The organism is Streptomyces sp. NPDC048370 (assembly GCF_043200825.1).
Classification (GTDB): domain Bacteria; phylum Actinomycetota; class Actinomycetes; order Streptomycetales; family Streptomycetaceae; genus Streptomyces.
Window position 1 is genome coordinate 26,843 of sequence record NZ_JBICYI010000018.1, and the last position, 15,530, is coordinate 42,372.

Below are 15,530 nucleotides of genomic sequence, written 5' to 3' on the forward strand. Positions count from 1 at the left end.
TCGGACCGCCGGCCTGCACCCGACCCACCCATACCCAGGGGGACCTGTCATGTCCGGACGCATCACCCGAACCCGACTCCTCGCCGCGACGACGGTCGCGATCGCCGCGCTCTCGCTGACCGCGTGCGGCGGCACCGACGCCTCTTCCGTACGGAGCGAGGCCACGTCCTCCGCCTCCACGCAGCCCACCCCGTCCGCCGACGCCACCGACTCCACCGCGCAACCGTCGACCAAGAGCCCGACGGCGGCGGCCACCAAGAGTCCGTCGGGTTCGTCGGGTTCGTCGGCCGGGTCCACCACAAACGGTGGGAACGGCGGGAAGTCCGGCGGCAAGGAGAGCGGGAGCCAGGAGAGCGGCGGCAAGGGCGGCGAGTCCAGGAACCCGCAGTGCGGCGCAGGCACCGTCAAGACCATCGCCACCCCGGTCGCCCGCCCCCTGAACCACCTCCTGATCACCGTCACCAACACCGGCTCCCGCCACTGCGACCTCCTCGGCCACCCGTACGCGCGCTTCGGCGAGGCCCAGGCCGTGCCCCCGGTGGACGAGTCCACCCACCCCCAGGCGGTCGTCACCCTCGCCCCTGGCGAGTCCGGGTACGCGGGTGTCCGGCTCTCGGCCGCCGACGGCAGCGGGACGCACGGCTACGCGACCAACAGCCTCGCCGTCGGCTTCAAGAACGGCACGGTGGCGCAGCCCTCGCTCGCCGGGAAGGGCGTGTACGTCGACTCCTCGCTCCGGGTGACGTACTGGCAGCACAGCATGGAGGACGCGCTCAACTGACGGCCGGGGCCTCCGGCTGCTCCGTCGGGGGGCGGAAGCGGTTGATGGCGTCGATGTGCTTCGCGCGCATCTCCGGGTCGCGGACGCCCAGGCCCTCTTCCGGGGCGAGGCCGAGGACGCCGACCTTGCCCTGGTGGACGTTGCGGTGGACGTCGTGGGCCGCCTGGCCGGTCTCCTCCAGGGAGTAGGTCCTGGAGAGGGTGGGGTGGATCTTGCCCTTGATCACGAGCCGGTTGGCCTCCCACGCCTCGCGGTAGTTGGCGAAGTGCGAGCCGACGATCCGCTTCAGCGACATCCACAGGTAGCGGTTGTCGTACTCGTGGTTGTAGCCCGAGGTCGAGGCGCAGGTGACGATCGTGCCGCCCTTCCGGGCGACGTAGACGCTGGCACCGAAGGTCTCGCGGCCGGGGTGCTCGAAGACGATGTCCACGTCCTCGCCACCGGTGAGCTCGCGGATGCGCTTGCCGAAGCGCTTCCACTCCCTGGGGTCCTGGGTGCGCTCGTCCTTCCAGAACCGGTACCCCTCGGCGCTGCGGTCGATGACCGCCTCCGCGCCCATCGCCCGGCAGATCTCCGCCTTCTCCGGGGAGGACACGACACAGACCGGGTGGGCGCCGCCGGCCAGCGCGAACTGGGTGGCGTACGAGCCGAGTCCGCCGCTCGCGCCCCAGATCAGCACGTTGTCGCCCTGCTTCATCCCGGCGCCGTTGCGGGAGACCAGCTGGCGGTACGCGGTGGAGTTGACCAGGCCGAGGGAGGCGGACTCCTCCCAGGTCAGGTGCTTGGGCTTGGGCATCAGCTGGTTGGACTTCACGAGCGCGATCTCGGCCAGGCCGCCGAAGTTGGTCTCGAAGCCCCAGATGCGCTGCTGGGGGTCGAGCATCGTGTCGTCGTGGCCGTCCGGCGACTCCAGCTCGACCGAGAGGCAGTGGGCGACGACCTCGTCGCCCGGCTGCCAGGCGTTCACGCCCGGCCCGGTGCGCAGGACCACACCCGCGAGGTCCGAGCCGAGGACGTGGTACGGCAGGTCGTGGCGTCGGCCCTGCGGCTGCTGCTTGGCGTAGCGCTCCAGGAAGCCGAAGGTGGGCAGGGGTTCGAAGATCGAGCTCCACACGGTGTTGTAGTTGATCGAGCTGGCCATCACCGCCACCAGCGCCTCGCCGGGCCCCAGCTCGGGCACCGGCACCTCGTCCAGGTGGAGGGACTTGCGGGGGTCCTTGTCCGCGGAGTCCATGCCCGCGAACATCTCGGCCTCGTCCTTGCGGACGACGACTCCCCGATAGCTCTCGGGGATCGGCAGGGCGCGGATGTCGTCGGCGGTCGCCTCCCCCGAGAGGATGGCGCCGGCAATGTCCTTCACGTGTCTCTCCTCGTCTGAACTGAGCTGTGGAGCAGGACGATCGAGGTGCCGAGCAGTCCGTCGCGCACGCTCCAGCGGCCGGCCATCCGGCGCCCCGTCGGCCAGGGGCCTTCGACGAGGAGCTCGGCGTGGAAGCCGCCCGAGGTGCCGGTCCGGCTGTCGCCGTCGACGTCGAAGGTGATCGTCGCGTCCTCGAAGGAGAGGAACCGCTCGGTCAGCGGGAACCACGCCTTGTACACGGACTCCTTCGCGCTGAACAGCAGCCTGTCCCAGCACACGCCCGTGTTCGCGCGCCCCAGCGCGTCGACGGCCGCGCTCTCCTTCGGGAAGGCGATGGCCTCCAGGACGCCGTCCGGCAGGGGTTCGTTCGGTTCGGCGTCGATGCCGATGGTCAGGGCCTCCCCCGCGCGGGCCACCGCCGCGGCGCGGTAGCCGACGCAGTGCGTCATGCTGCCGACGACGCCCGTCGGCCACTGCGGCGCACCCCGCTGCCCCGGCAGGATCGGTACGGAGGGGATGCCCAGGCCCGCCAGCGCCTTGCGGGCGCAGGCGCGGGTCGTGGTGAACTCCCGCCGACGGGTGTCGACGGCGAGGGCGATGTGCTGTTCCTCTTCCGGGTGGAGCGGCTCGTGCGTCAGGTCGGTGCGGGAGTCCGCGTACCGTACGCCGGCCGGGAGGATGTCGCCGATCATCCGCGCGCCTCCTCCTGGAGCACCGGGCGCAGCAGCGTCCGCGGCAGGCCCCGCCTGCTCCACTCGCGGGGGTAGCCGAGGGAGACCTCCATGAAGGGCACCCCGTCGTAGGTGGTGTCGCGGGGGATGTGCAGGTGTCCGTAGACGGCGGCCGCGGTACGGAACCTGCGGTGCCAGTCGGCGGTCAGCTCGGTGCCGCACCACTGCGCGAACTCGGGGAACCACAGCACGGACGTGGGCTCCCGTACGAGCGGGAAGTGGTTCACGAGGACCAGGGGGATCTCCGGGTCGCAGGCGGCGAGCCGTTCCTCGGTGGCGCCGACGCGGGCCCGGCACCAGGCCTCGCGGCTCGGGAAGGGGTCCGGGTGCAGCAGGAACTCGTCGCTGCAGACCACACCGGCGTCGTAGGCGCGGGCCAGCGCCTGTTCCTGGGTGAGCCCGGGCGCGCGGAAGGTGTAGTCGTACAGCAGGAACAGCGGGGCGACCGTCACCGGTCCGCCCGCTCCCCGCCAGACCGGATACGGGTCCTCGGGCGTGTGGACGCCCAGGGTCCGGCAGAAGGCGACCAGGTGGTCGTAGCGGGCCTGGCCGCGCAGCTGGACCGGGTCCGACGGGTGGGTCCACAGCTCGTGGTTGCCCGGCGCCCACACCACCTCGGCGAACCGGTCGCGCAGCAGGGTCAGGGCCCACTCGATGTCCGTGGTCAGCTCGCCGATGTCACCGGCGACGATGAGCCAGTCGCCGTCGTTCTCCGGCTTCATGTCCTCGACGATGCGCCGGTTCTCGGCGTGGGAGACGTGCAGGTCGCTCACGGCGAGCAGGCGGCCGGACCCTTCGGTCCTTTCGGTCCCTCGGTCGGTCATGGGTCTCACACCTGGGCTTCCGCTCGCGGGGCGAGCTTGCGCAGGTACTCCTTGATCTGGGCGTTGACGGCGCGGTGCTGCGGCACGAGGTAGAAGTGGCCGCCGGGGTGCACCAGGAGCTCGAAGGCGCCGGTGGTCTCCTCGTCCCAACTGCGCGCCTCGTCGAGCGTGACCCGCGGGTCGGCGTCACCGGTCATCACGACGACCGGGCAGCTCAACCGCTCTCCCGGGCCGCGCCGGTAGGTCTCCACGAGCCGGTAGTCGGCGCGGATCGCCGGCAGGATCATCTGCAGCATCTCCGGGTCGTCGAGGAGGGTGAGGTCGGTGCCGTTGAGCTTCTTCATCTCCTCGACGAGACCGGCGTCGTCGCGCTGGTGGACCAGTTCGGTGCGGACCCGGGACGGGCCGCGGCGGCCGGAGGCGAAGAGGACGGCGGGCGGGCGCCCGGCGGCCTCGAGACGGCGGGCGAGTTCGAAGCCGACGACGGCGCCCATGCTGTGCCCGAACAGGGCCAGGGGCGACTCGTCGTGGGGGTCGAGGACCCGGAACAGCTCGTCGGCGAGGGCCTCGATGGAGTCGGCGGCGGGCTCCGCACGCCGGTCCTGACGGCCGGGGTACTGCACCGCGAGGACGTCGACCTCGGGCCCCAGGGCCGCCGACACGGGGAAGAAGAAGCTCGCGGAGCCTCCCGCGTGCGGCAGACAGAGAAGGCGCGGTGCGCCGGTCGACGTGGGATGGAAGCTCCGCATCCACAGCTTGTGTTCGTCGCTGGACCGGTTCGCCATCAGTTCCCCTTGTTTCAACACGTGCGGTCGGATCGAACGGTACGGAGAGCGGGACGGCTCCCGCTCTCCGTACCGGTGCGGTGCCGGCCGGTCTCTCGGACCGGTCGGCACCGCGGTGGCGCGGACGGAGCCGCGGACGTCGGCTCAGACGTCCACGGTCACGTCGTAGTTGGTCAGCCACCGGTTGAGCCAGAGCGCCATCTCCAGGCCCCCGCGATCGTGCGGGAGGCTGACGTCGTCCAGCTCGCGGTTGAGGACCCGGGTGACCCTGGTGGTGTTCAGGAGCGGCCGCACCGGGGCGTCCGGGTCGGCGAGCACCGCGCGCAGCTCGGCGCGGAGCGCCTGCTCGTAGCGGGTGTCCTGGGTGGCGGGGAACGGCGTCTTCGTGCGCTCCAGGATCGAGGTCGGCAGCACGTCGCGGGCGGCGGCGCGCAGCAGGCTCTTCTCCCTGCCGTCGAAGGACTTCATGGCCCAGGGCACGTTGAACACGTAGTCCATCAGCCGGTGGTCGCAGAACGGGACGCGGACCTCTAGGCCGACGGCCATGCTCATCCGGTCCTTGCGGTCGAGGACCGCCTGCATGAACCGGGTGATGTTGAGGTACGTGACCTCGCGCATCCGCCGGTCGACGGCGCTCTCGCCGGGGAGCACCGGCACCTCGGCGACGGCCTCGGCGTAGCGGTCCTGGCGGTAGCCCTCCAGGTCCAGCTTGGCCAGCAGGCCCTGGTCGATCAGCGAGCTGCCGCCGAAGATGCGGGCCGAGCCGGGGGTGAGCCACGGGAAGGTCGGCGCGTTGACCGCCTCGTCCCGCTGGTACCACCGGTAGCCGCCGAACAGTTCGTCGGCGGACTCGCCGGAGAGGACCACGGTCGCCCGCTTCCGGATCTCCCGGCACAGCAGGTACAGCGACGGCCACAGGTCGCCCCAGTACCCCGGCGGCAGGTCGGTGGCGGCGAGGATCGCCGCCCGTACGGCCGGGTCGGCCAGCTCGGCGCTGTCGAGGAGCACCTCGAGGTGGTCGGTCCCCACCTGGGCGACGAAGTCGCGCACGTACGGCGCGTCGGCCGTGCCGCGCACCGCGTCGGGCTCGAACTGGTCGGCCGCGCCCTGGAAGTCCACCGAGTACGACCGCACCGGGCCGCGGCCCTCGGCGGTGAGCGCGCGGTGGGCGAGGGCGGTGATCGCCGACGAGTCCAGGCCGCCGGAGAGCAGCGTGGCGACCGGGACGTCCGCGATGAGCTGGCGGGACACGATGTCCTCCAGCAGGCCGCGGACGGTGCCGATGGTGGTGTCGAGGTCGTCGGTGTGCTCGCGCGCGGTGAGCTGCCAGTACCTCGTCTTCGTGAGACCGCCCTCGGTCACCCGCACGATCTGGCCGGGCCTGACCTCGGAGAGGTCGGCGAACGGGGTGATCTCCGGGGTCTTGACCATGTCGAGGATCTCGGCGAGGCCCTGCGCGTCGACACGGCGCGGCACGGCGCGGTTGGCCAGGACGGCCTTGGGCTCCGAGCCGAACAGGACGCCGTTGGCGGTGCGCGCGTAGTACAGCGGCTTGACGCCGATCGGGTCGCGCACGAGCAGCAGTTCGCGGGTGGCCGCGTCCCAGAGCCCGATGGCGAACATGCCGTTGAGCCGGGCGGCGAAGTCCATGCCCCACTGGAGGTACGCGGTGAGCACGACCTCCGTGTCGCTGCGGGTGCGGAACTCGTGCCCCAGCGCCGCCAGTTCCTCGCGGAGCTCCTGGTAGTTGTAGATCTCGCCGCAGAACGTCAGCGCGGCGAGCGTCCGGCCCTCGCGCTCGGCGACCATGGGCTGCGCCCCGCCCGCCGGGTCGATGATGGAGAGCCTGCGGTGGCCGAACGCGACGGGCCCGTCGATCCAGACCCCTTCGGCGTCAGGGCCTCGGCAGCCCATGGTGTCGGTCATCGCCTGCACGACCGGGCGGTGCCGGGCGAGTTCCTCGCCGTGCGCCACCCATCCTGTAATTCCGCACATCCCCGTGTCCTCCTCAAACGCCGCTGAGGGCGGTGTTGACGCGGTCGAGCAGCTGGCGGGGGGTCCTCGCCTCGCTGACCACGTTCTCGCCGAGCTCGATGCCGTGCTTGCGCTCGATCCGCCGGACGGCGTTGAGCGTGGTCAGCGAGTCGAAGCCGAGCGCGGCGAACGTCAGGTCCGACGGGTCGCCCTCCGGCTCGACCGGGTCCTGGTCGCCGATGCTGCGGTTGAAGACGTCGATCAGGTCCGGGATGGTCATTTCCGCCATAGCGCTTTCCTTTGTGGTGTCGTGTGCTGAGTCGTCGGTCAGACGGTGAGGAGCGTGCAGTACCAGTGCATGCCGATGGAGATGCCCGCGAGGGCGACCACGTCGCCCTCGACGAGGTCGCCGCGCTCCAGGTAGGTGTCGAGACAGATGAGCTGGTCGGCCCCGCCGCAGTGGCCGAGGTCGGCGCCGAGCGCGGCGTTGGTGCGCTCCAGCGGTACGCCGACGGCCTTGGCGATGTCGGCGATGCTGTCCTGGTTGTCGTTGAGGAAGAGGAACTTCGCCACCTGGTCGGTGTCCACGCCCGCGCGGTCGCAGGCGCGCTCGTAGACCGTGCGCACCCGGGTGTTGAGGGTGCGGACGAACTTCGCCAGGTGCTCGGGCTCGCGGCGGAAGTGCCGGTACACCAGGGCGAGCGGGTCGACGTCGAGGTTGGCGGTGCCCTCGGGCGGGAACGGCGCGGCGGCGCCGCCGTACTCGACGCGGTAGAAGTCGTTGTACGTCGGGTCGGTGATCTGCTCGGTGGCCAGCCAGCGCAGCCTGCCGTGGCCCCGGCGCAGGACGGCGGCCGCCGCTCCGTCGCTGGAGAGGAGCGTGTTGCTGCGCATGCGGTTGGTGTGCGCCTCGCTCGCCTGGTTCACGGCGACGAGCAGCACGGTGTCGACGTCCTCGCGGGTGGCGAAGGTGCCGGCGATGTGCTGGAAGGCGGTGACGCCGGAGGCGCAGCCCTGGGTGAGCAGCAGCGTGGGGGAGGCGGTGGCACCGATCTCGCGCGCGAGGGCCGTGGAGGCGTCCCAGAGCAGGTAGTCGGGGACGCTGCTGTCCGCGACGACGACGAGGTCGAGGTCCCTGGGGTCGACGCCCGCCTTGGCGAGCGCCTTCGTGGCGGCGCGGGCGGCGAGCGCGGTGGGCGTGGTGCCCTCGGGCGAGCGGTGGTAGGTGCGGTAGCCCCAGAGCAGGACCCGGTCGGGGTCGTCGACGTAGTCGGCCGCGGTGGCGGCGACGTCCCTCGGGTCGCCGAGGGCGTGCGCGAGGCCGAGGATCCCGAAGTCGGCGGGAGGCATGGTCGGTCGGTACTCCTTCATCGTGGGCTGCTCAGCGGGGGAACACGCCGTCGGCGACCCAGCCGCCGTCGAAGCGCAGGGTGGTGGCGGTCATGTACGCGTATCGCTCGCCGGTGAGGTCGAGGACGAGGTCGGCGACCTCACCGGGCGTGGCGAGCCGGCCCAGCGGGGTGCGGGCGGCGATGGCGGCCTCGTCGAGGTTGCCGTTCTCGAAGCCCTTCTCCACCAGCGGCGTCCGCACATAGGCGGGGCTGACGGCCAGGACGCGCACCCCGTGCTCGGCCCACTCCACGCCGAGCACCTCGGTGAGCATCACGACGCCCGCCTTGGAGGCGCAGTAGGCGGCGCGGCCGGGGACGGCGCGGTGCGCCATGACGGAGGCGACGTTCACGACGAGTCCGCCGCGCGCGGCGAGGGCGGGGAACAGCGCCTGGGCGCAGTAGAACGTGCCGCTGAGGTTGACCCCGAGGACGCGCTCCCAGGTCTGCGGACGCAGTTCGGCCGAGGGCGCGATGGCGCCCACGCCGGCGCTGTTGACGAGGAGGTCGGCCTCGGGCACGGCCGCGGCGGCGGCGTGGACGTCCTCGGCGTCGCGGACGTCCACGGTGTGCCAGTCGATGCCGGTCCCGGTGCCCGGTCTGCGGTCCCAGCCGGTGACCGCCCAGCCTGCCCTGACCAGCCGTTCGGCGACGGCCGCGCCGATCCCGCTGGCCGCGCCCGTCACGACTGCTCGTCGCTGCTCGCTCACGCCCGTCCCTTCCAGTTGCGGTAGACCTCGTCGATGGAGGCGCTGACGGTGGCCATGGCCGCCTCGTAGACGGCGGCCACGGTGTCGCCGCCGGGCGGCGCGAGGCCGAGCGCGCCCAGGTCGGGGGCGCGGCCCTCCGCCCACAGCGCGGCGGCGGCCCAGCGCAGTTGGTCGAATTGCGGCCGGGTCGTGGACCCGGCGCCGACCACCGCGTGGGGGCGGTCGGCGAGCGTGGCCGCGACGAAGCGGAGGAGGCTTCCGCAGCCGACCTGGACGAACACGCGGGCGCCGTCGTCGTGGAGGCGCTCCACCACCGACCGGAAGAGGACGGGTTCGAGCAGGTGGCGTTCGAGGAGCGCGCGTAACGTCGCCTCGTCGTCCGGGTAGGGGCTGACGGTGGTCGCGGACCAGACGGGCACGGTCGGCCGTTCCAGCGGGATCCGGTCGAACACCTCGGCGAAGCCGGGCAGGTACGGGGCCAGCATCGGCGTGTGGAAACCGGACCGGAACGGCAGGACCCGGCGCGGGACCGCCGGGTCGGCGATCCGGTCGAGGCAGCGCTCCACGGCGTCCTCGTCCCCGCAGAGCACGCTCTGGTCGGGGGCGTTGTCGTGGGAGAGCACCACGCGGGGCTCGCCCTCGGCGAGTCGGGCGGCGGCCGCCGCGGGCAGGCCGACGGCGGCGAAGACCACGTCCGGCACGGGCGAGGTGCCCATGTCGCGGGCCGTCGCCTCGAAGGCCCGCGCGGGGAACGTGCCCGCCGCGAACAGGGCGCTCCACTCCCCCGCGCTGTGGCCGGCCACGGCGTCGGGGGTGATGCCGATGCGGCGCAGCGCGGTGTCGAGGACCCGGTTCAGCCGCAGCGCGGCCTGGGTGCGGGCGCCGAGGGAGTCGTCGTCGGTCCTCGGTTCCGCGGGCAGGCCGAACCAGCCCCGGACGTCGTCGGGGGCCGGCCCCATGCGGCCGTCGAGGCCGGGGAAGAGGAAGACGACACCGCCCCCGAGCCCGGGGCCCGGGGTGAACCAGAGGTCGTTGCCGCCGCGCCAGGGCTCGCCCCTGGCGACGATCCGCGCCGCCTGCTCCACGCGCTCGGGCGTGGGGTCGAACACGGCGACCCGGCAGGGTCCGGTGCCGGCGGGGCGGCGCGAGCGCAGCGCGTCGAGCAGCTCGGCGGGCGTGCGCGCGGCGGCGAGGAGCACGTCCGTCACGCTCGCCTCCGACACGCGTGGAGGAGTATGTCAGTCAAGGTCGCCCCCGAAGGCGGTGGGGTCGCCGACGGCGTGCAGCACCTGGAGGTCGCGGCCGAACGCCAGCTCGCGCAGGAACGCCTCCACGCCCTCGTCCGGGTCGATCAGGCCGATGCCGCTCCGCGTGTACGCGCGCTCCAGCTCGGGGGTGACCATGCCGCCCGCGTCCGCCGCCCACGGGCCCCAGTCCAGGGCGAGCACCCGGTCGGCCACGTGGCCGGACCACTGGCGGGCCAGGGTGTCGAGGGCGTCGTTGGCTGCGGCGTAGTCGCTCTGGCCCCGGTTGCCGAGGACGCCCGCGATGCTGCCGAAGAGCACCAGGTGACGCAGGCCTGGGCGCAGGTGCTCGACCAGCGCGCGGGCGCCGGCGACCTTGGTCCCGAAGACCTCGGCGAACGACTCCGGGGACTTGTCGGGGAGCATCTGGTCGTGGACGACCCCCGCCGCGTGCACCACGGTGTCGAGGCGTCCGTGCCGGGCGTACACGTCGTCGAGGACGGCGCGCAGCCGCTCCGGGTCCGTCACGTCCGCGCGGTGGTACCGCACCGACGCGGCCCTCCCTGCGAGGGCGTCCAGGCAGAGCCGGACCTCGCGGGAGGCTCCGTACACGCGCACCTCGCGCTCGATGTCGGCGGGGGCGCGCCCGCCCTCGGCGATCAGACGGGCGCGCAGGGCGGCCCCGTCCAGGGCGGCGTCGGCGGCGGGTTCGCTGCGGCCGACCAACTCGACGTGGCAGCCGGTGCGTTCGGCCAGGGCGGCCGCGAGGCGGGCGGTGATGCCCCGGGCGCCACCCGTGAGCAGGACGACGCTGTCGCGGTCGAGCCCGAGCTCCGCCGCCGTGACGCCGGTGGGCGGCGCGGCGGGCAGTTCGGCGGCGGTGGTACGCCAGAGGGCGCGGCGGCCTTCGAGGTGGCCGACGGACGGCTGCGGCGCGTCGAGTTCGTCGGCAAGGGCCCGCGCGGCCTCGGAGGGCGAGCGGCCGCCGGGCAGGTCGACCGCGGCCACGGCGAGGTCGGGGTACTCACGGGAGAGCGCGCGAGCGAAGCCGTGCAGGCCCGCGCCCGCCGGTCCTTCGTCGTGACAGGTGGCGAGGAGCAGGGTGCGTACGCCCGCGAGGACCGCCGCGCGCACGGCGGCGAAGCGGCCGGGCAGGACGGGGTCACCGCCGTCGCCGCCGGGCGCGTCGAGCGCGTCGAGCAGCAGGAAGGTGTCGCAGTCGGCGGGGTCGTCCACGACCTCGGTGCCGCGCTCCTTGAGCAGCAGGGCCAGTTCGGCGGCGACCTCGCCGGCTCCGCTGATCGCGGCGCGCTCGGCCCGCCACTCCCCCGGGACGTGGGGCGCCGGCACCAGCTCGACCACATGGCGACGCGTGCCGCCGTCGGTGCGGGCGTCGGAGCCGCCGTCGGAGCCGCCGTCGGTGCGGGCGGCCAGCCACTCGGTCATCTCCCGGATGGTGCGCAGGTCGGCGAGGGCGCCCACGGACTCCGCGTGCGGGGTTCCGCCGAGGAGGGTGGCGGCTATCTCCGTGCGCTTGAGCGAGTCGACGCCGAGCGCGGCCTCCAGGTCCAGGTCCGGGTCGAGCATGTCGGCCGGGTACCCGGTGCGCCCCGCGATCAGTTCCAGGACGGTCGGCGCGGATGCGGACTCGGTGGGCGGCTTCACCACAGCAGGTGCAGCGACGGGTGCGGGGGCGGGCGCGGGAGTGCTCGTGGAGGCTTCGCCGCCGAGGTAGCGGAGCATGACCTCCTGCTGCGCGGCGACGATGCGCTGGGTGCCTCGCAGGAACTCGATGACGGTCTCGTCGCGTTCGCCGCCGGTGGTGGTGAGCGCGACGGGCGGTTCGGCGGGTCGCAGGCCGCCAGGGACGGGCTCGCCGTCCGCCGTACGGACCAGGTGGCCGTCCACCGTCCACCGCACGGGAGGCGTCGGCTGCGGTGCCTCCGCCGTCTCCCCGGTCAGGGCGTCCGGCCGCACCGGTACCCCGCGTACGGCGAGGGCGGCGAGGGTGCCGAGCAGGTGGGGCACGCCGGGGCGGCCGGGCGCCTCCACGGACAGGGCCGTGTGCGGCCGGGCGCCGAGGACGGCACCGACCAGGCGGGTCAGCACGGTGCCGGGCCCGGCCTCCACGAAGACGCGGGCCCCGGCGGCGTACATCCGCTCGATCTGCTCGGCGAACCGGACGGGCCGCGCGAGCGCGTCGGCCAGCAGCGCCCGTGCGGCGTCCGGTTCGGCCGGGTACGGCTCGGCGGTGGCCCCGGACCACACGGGCACCTGGGGCGCGCGGAACTCCTGTGCCGCCAGCGCCTCGGCGAACGCCTCGACGGCGGGCTCCATCCTGGGGCTGTGGAACGCGGCGGCGACCGGGAGCCGCTTGGCCGTGAGCCCGGCGGTACGCAGCGCGGCGACGGCCGCGTCGATCCCGGCGGCGGACCCGGCGAGCACCACCTGGTCCGGCGCGTTGTGGTTGGCGAGGACGACGTCATCGGCCAGGCCGTGCTCGGTGAGCAGGGCGGCGACGGCGTCGGCGGGCGCTGCGACGGCGGCCATGGCGCCCGCGTCCGTACCGGCGGCGGCGTGCATGGCCTCGGCGCGGGCGCCGCTCAGCGGCAGCACGGCGTCCTCGGGGAGCACGCCGGCGGCGGCGAGGGCGACGAGTTCGCCGTAGCTGTGACCGCCGAGCAGGTCGGCCTCGACGCCGCAGGCGCGCAGCAGGTCGAGGGCGGCCAGGCCGCCGATGCCGAGGGCGGGTTGCGCGAGGCGGGTGTCGACCAGGCGCGGGGCGTCGCCGTCGAAGACGCCGGGCGGGAACACGGCGTCGGCGAGGGCCGGGTCGGTGCGCAGGAAGCGGTGCAGCCGGGGGAAGGCCAGGAACAGGTCGGCGAGCATCCCCGGCCGCTGGCTGCCCTGTCCGGGGACGAGCAGCGCGACGGGCGTGCGGGTGCCGTCGCCGACGTGGACGCCGCGCTCGGGCGCGTCCTGGAGGCGCAGCGCGAGGTCGATCTGTTCGCGAAGACCGGCCGCGTCCTCGGCGACGATCGCGACCCGTGTCGGGCCGGTGCCGGTGACGGCGGCCAGGTCGCGGAGCGCGGCGCCGTCGGCCTGCCGGGCGGCGAGGGCGTCAAGGGAGGCGCGTACCTCGTCCTCGGTGCCTCGGAACTGCAGCAGTCGGGGGTGCGAACCGGCGGGCGCGGGGGCGTTGGTGCGCGGCTCGGCGGCGGTGACGACCGCGTGGTAGTTGACCCCGCCGAAGCCGAACGCGCTGACTCCGGCGACCCGTTCGGTGTCGGTCCACGGGCGGGCGGCGGTGTCGAAGGCGAAGGGGCTGGTCCCGGCGGACCAGGCGGCGTTGGGGGCCTTCACGTGCCGTGTCGGCGGCCGTACGCCGGTGTGCACGGCGAGGACGGCCTTGATCAGCCCGGCCATGCCCGCGGCGCACTTGGCGTGGCCGATGAGCGATTTCACCGAACCCAGCGAGCACGCGCCGGGTTCGGCGCCCGCCTCGCTGAACACTCCGGTGAGCGTCTCCAGTTCGGTCCGGTCGCCCAGGACCGTGCCGGTGCCGTGGGCCTCCACGAGGCCGACCTCGCGCGGTGAGATCCCGGCGGTGGCGTAGGCGCGCTCCAGGGCGCGCCGCTGGCCCTCGGGGCGGGGCGCGGTCAGACCGAGTCCGCGCCCGTCGCTGGCCGCGCCGACGCCCTTGACCACGGCGTAGACGCGGTCGCCGTCCCGCTCGGCGTCCTCGAGACGCTTCAGGACGAGGCAGGCCACGCCCTCGGCGAGCACGATGCCGTCGGCGGACGCGTCGAAGGGACGGCAGCGTCCCGTCGGCGAGAGCGCCTTCACCGAGCCGAACATCAGGTAGTCGTGCAGGCCGTTGTGCGTGTCGACGGCCCCGCACAGGACCATGTCACTGGTGCCCGCGAGGAGTTCCTTGCAGGCCTGGTCGAGCGCGGCGAGCGAGGACGCGCACGCGGCGTCGACAGTGTAGTTCGGTCCGCCGAGGTCGAGCCGGTTGGCCACCCGTCCCGCGATCACGTTGGCCAGCGTGCCGGGGAAGGAGTCCTCGGTGAGGTGCGGCAGCCGCGCGTCGAGCTCGGCGGGCAGCTCGTCCAGGTGCAGCGGCAGCAGCGACCGCATCGCGTACGCGGAGGCGAGGTCGGCGCCCGCCTCCGCGGCGAAGACGACGGACGTCGCCTCCCGGTCGAAGGGCCGGTCGGCGTAGCCGGCGTCCGCGAGCGCCCGGGTGGCGGTCTCCAGGGCCAGCAGCTGGGCGGGCTCGATGGCGCCGAGCGAGGCGGGCGGCACGCCGTGGCTCAGCGCGTCGAAGGGCAGGGGCGGCAGGAAACCGCCCCATTTCGACGGCGACCGCTCCCCCGACGGGGCCTCGGCGCCCGCCCAGTGGCGTTCGGTCGGCCAGCGCTCGGCGTCGACCTCGGTGACCGAGTCGACGCCGGCGACGACGTTCGCCCAGTACTGGGCGAGGTCGGGCGCGCCGGGGAAGGCGCAGGCCATGCCGACGACCGCGACGTCGAAGGATCGGGCGCTCATCGGGTCAGTTCCTCCCGGCGACGGAGAACAACGGGAAGTACCCGTCGAGGTCGTCGCGGCTGTAGGCCTCGGCCAGTTCGGGTATCCGGTCGAACGGCGTGACCGGCCCATCGGCGATGTCGGGCAGCCAGCCGGTCTCCTGCATCACGTCACGGATGCGGGGGCCGTCCTGGAACCGCCACGCGTGCGTGTGGACGTGGATGTGCCGGGTGATGCACTCGGTGGCGCGCAGGTTCCACAGCCGCATGCCGGTCTTCCAGCCCACGGTGGACACCACGCCCTCGCGCGCCAGGCTCTTCAGCGTGGCCCGGTGGAGGCCGCCGCCGAGGTTGTCCAGGAAGACCGAGACGCCGAGGCCGCCGGAGAGTTCGCCGACGATCTCCAGGAACCGTGCCTCGGAGGCGCGGTAGCGGTCCATCGCGTCGGGCTCACCGGACTCCTTGGCCCAGGTGTAGTCCAGGTCGGGGAACTCCCGGCGGTCGACCGGGATCGCGCCCGAGGCGGCGATGTCCTTGAGCCTGCTGTCCCGGCCGGAGACCATCGCCGTACGGAATCCCTCGCGGCGGGCCAGTTCCAGCTCGGCGTAGACCACGCCGCCGCCCCAGCCGAGGACGAGCGGCTGCTCGTCCCAGGCGTCGTCGAGCTGGCTGCGCCAGCAGCGGCTGGTGACCCGCCAGTTGTCCCAGGCGGTGAAGTAGCGCGCGAACGGAGCCCAGCGCTCCACGGGGTACCGGCCGTCCTCCGGCAGCGGTACGAGCCGGTCGGCGGGCACGACCATGCGCTCGGCGAGCAGGCCGGGCGAACCCGGCGCGTCGTAGGCCGAGATGGTCTCCGCGTAGCCGTTGCGGTCGATCCGGCCGAACGGGATCCACAGGCAGTCCTGGCCCTCGCGGAGCCCGCGCACGGCGGAGCCGACGGACAGCACGCGCACCACGCCGCACGTGCCGACCGTGATCTGCTCCTCGCCGCGCTGGCGGACGATGTCGACGGGGGTGCGGGCGAGCGCGTGTTCCATGTTCGCCTCCCAGCAGCCCACGAGGGGCTCGACGAGCACCTCGTGTTCGCCGGGCGACGCGATCGGGATACGGCTGAGGGTCAACTCACCGCGCACCGGCCCCTTCGAACGGTCCTCCGGTCCTGCGGGCAGAACCCATGCCTTGACTGTCTCCATCAACTCCCCCA

At 73.7% G+C, this 15,530-nt stretch carries 12 protein-coding genes; 1 reads left to right on the forward strand and 11 read right to left on the reverse strand.

Going from position 1 to position 15,530, the window contains the following annotated elements; all coding sequences use genetic code 11:
• Window positions 1-49 precede the first annotated feature (49 nt).
• A complete protein-coding gene (locus ACGFYP_RS30385; RefSeq protein ID WP_393500300.1) occupies window positions 50-781 on the forward strand; it encodes a DUF4232 domain-containing protein in 732 nt (243 codons plus the stop codon).
• Here the strand turns inward: ACGFYP_RS30385 and ccrA are convergent.
• The 11 genes from ccrA to ACGFYP_RS30440 all read right to left on the reverse strand — a co-directional run bounded on the left by ccrA (window position 774) and on the right by ACGFYP_RS30440 (window position 15,519).
• Window positions 774-2,141 carry a crotonyl-CoA carboxylase/reductase gene (ccrA, locus tag ACGFYP_RS30390; protein WP_393500303.1) on the reverse strand — a complete coding sequence of 456 codons (1,368 nt, stop codon included), beginning with the start codon at window positions 2,139-2,141 and terminating at the stop codon, window positions 774-776. The two genes, ACGFYP_RS30385 and ccrA, sit on opposite strands and share 8 nt — an antisense overlap.
• Window positions 2,138-2,833 carry a 4'-phosphopantetheinyl transferase gene (locus ACGFYP_RS30395; RefSeq protein WP_393500306.1) on the reverse strand — a complete coding sequence of 232 codons (696 nt, stop codon included), beginning with the start codon at window positions 2,831-2,833 and terminating at the stop codon, window positions 2,138-2,140. Before ACGFYP_RS30395 ends, ccrA begins: the two co-directional genes overlap by 4 nt.
• The gene (locus tag ACGFYP_RS30400; protein WP_393500309.1) at window positions 2,830-3,696 is read right to left on the reverse strand and encodes a metallophosphoesterase family protein; all 867 of its coding nucleotides are present in this window, start codon (window positions 3,694-3,696) and stop codon (window positions 2,830-2,832) included. The genes ACGFYP_RS30395 and ACGFYP_RS30400 overlap by 4 nt, the downstream gene beginning before the upstream one ends.
• A gap of 5 nt (window positions 3,697-3,701) precedes the next feature.
• Entirely contained in the window at window positions 3,702-4,481 is a 780-nt protein-coding gene (locus tag ACGFYP_RS30405) for a thioesterase II family protein (RefSeq protein ID WP_393500312.1), read from the reverse strand.
• A gap of 144 nt (window positions 4,482-4,625) precedes the next feature.
• Window positions 4,626-6,476 (reverse strand): asparagine synthase (glutamine-hydrolyzing), encoded by a 1,851-nt coding sequence (gene asnB / locus ACGFYP_RS30410; protein ID WP_393500315.1) that lies wholly within the window; start codon window positions 6,474-6,476, stop codon window positions 4,626-4,628.
• Window positions 6,477-6,489: 13 nt separating this feature from the next.
• Window positions 6,490-6,744, reverse strand: a complete 255-nt coding sequence (locus ACGFYP_RS30415; RefSeq protein WP_361963758.1) for an acyl carrier protein — start codon at window positions 6,742-6,744, stop codon at window positions 6,490-6,492.
• Between the two features lie 38 nt (window positions 6,745-6,782).
• Window positions 6,783-7,805, reverse strand: coding sequence for a 3-oxoacyl-ACP synthase III family protein (locus tag ACGFYP_RS30420; RefSeq protein WP_393500320.1), 1,023 nt, complete (start codon window positions 7,803-7,805; stop codon window positions 6,783-6,785).
• A 31-nt stretch (window positions 7,806-7,836) separates the two neighbouring features.
• Window positions 7,837-8,553 (reverse strand): SDR family NAD(P)-dependent oxidoreductase, encoded by a 717-nt coding sequence (locus ACGFYP_RS30425; RefSeq protein ID WP_393500323.1) that lies wholly within the window; start codon window positions 8,551-8,553, stop codon window positions 7,837-7,839.
• A complete protein-coding gene (locus ACGFYP_RS30430; protein WP_393500326.1) occupies window positions 8,550-9,776 on the reverse strand; it encodes an ACP S-malonyltransferase in 1,227 nt (408 codons plus the stop codon). The genes ACGFYP_RS30425 and ACGFYP_RS30430 overlap by 4 nt, the downstream gene beginning before the upstream one ends.
• Before the next feature lie 15 nt (window positions 9,777-9,791).
• Complete coding sequence (locus ACGFYP_RS30435) at window positions 9,792-14,348, reverse strand: SDR family NAD(P)-dependent oxidoreductase (protein ID WP_393500329.1); 4,557 nt, start codon at window positions 14,346-14,348, stop codon at window positions 9,792-9,794.
• Window positions 14,349-14,352: 4 nt separating this feature from the next.
• Window positions 14,353-15,519: a zinc-binding alcohol dehydrogenase family protein gene (locus ACGFYP_RS30440; RefSeq protein ID WP_393500332.1), complete on the reverse strand. Its 1,167-nt coding sequence runs from the start codon at window positions 15,517-15,519 to the stop codon at window positions 14,353-14,355.
• Between the last annotated feature and the right edge of the window lie 11 nt (window positions 15,520-15,530).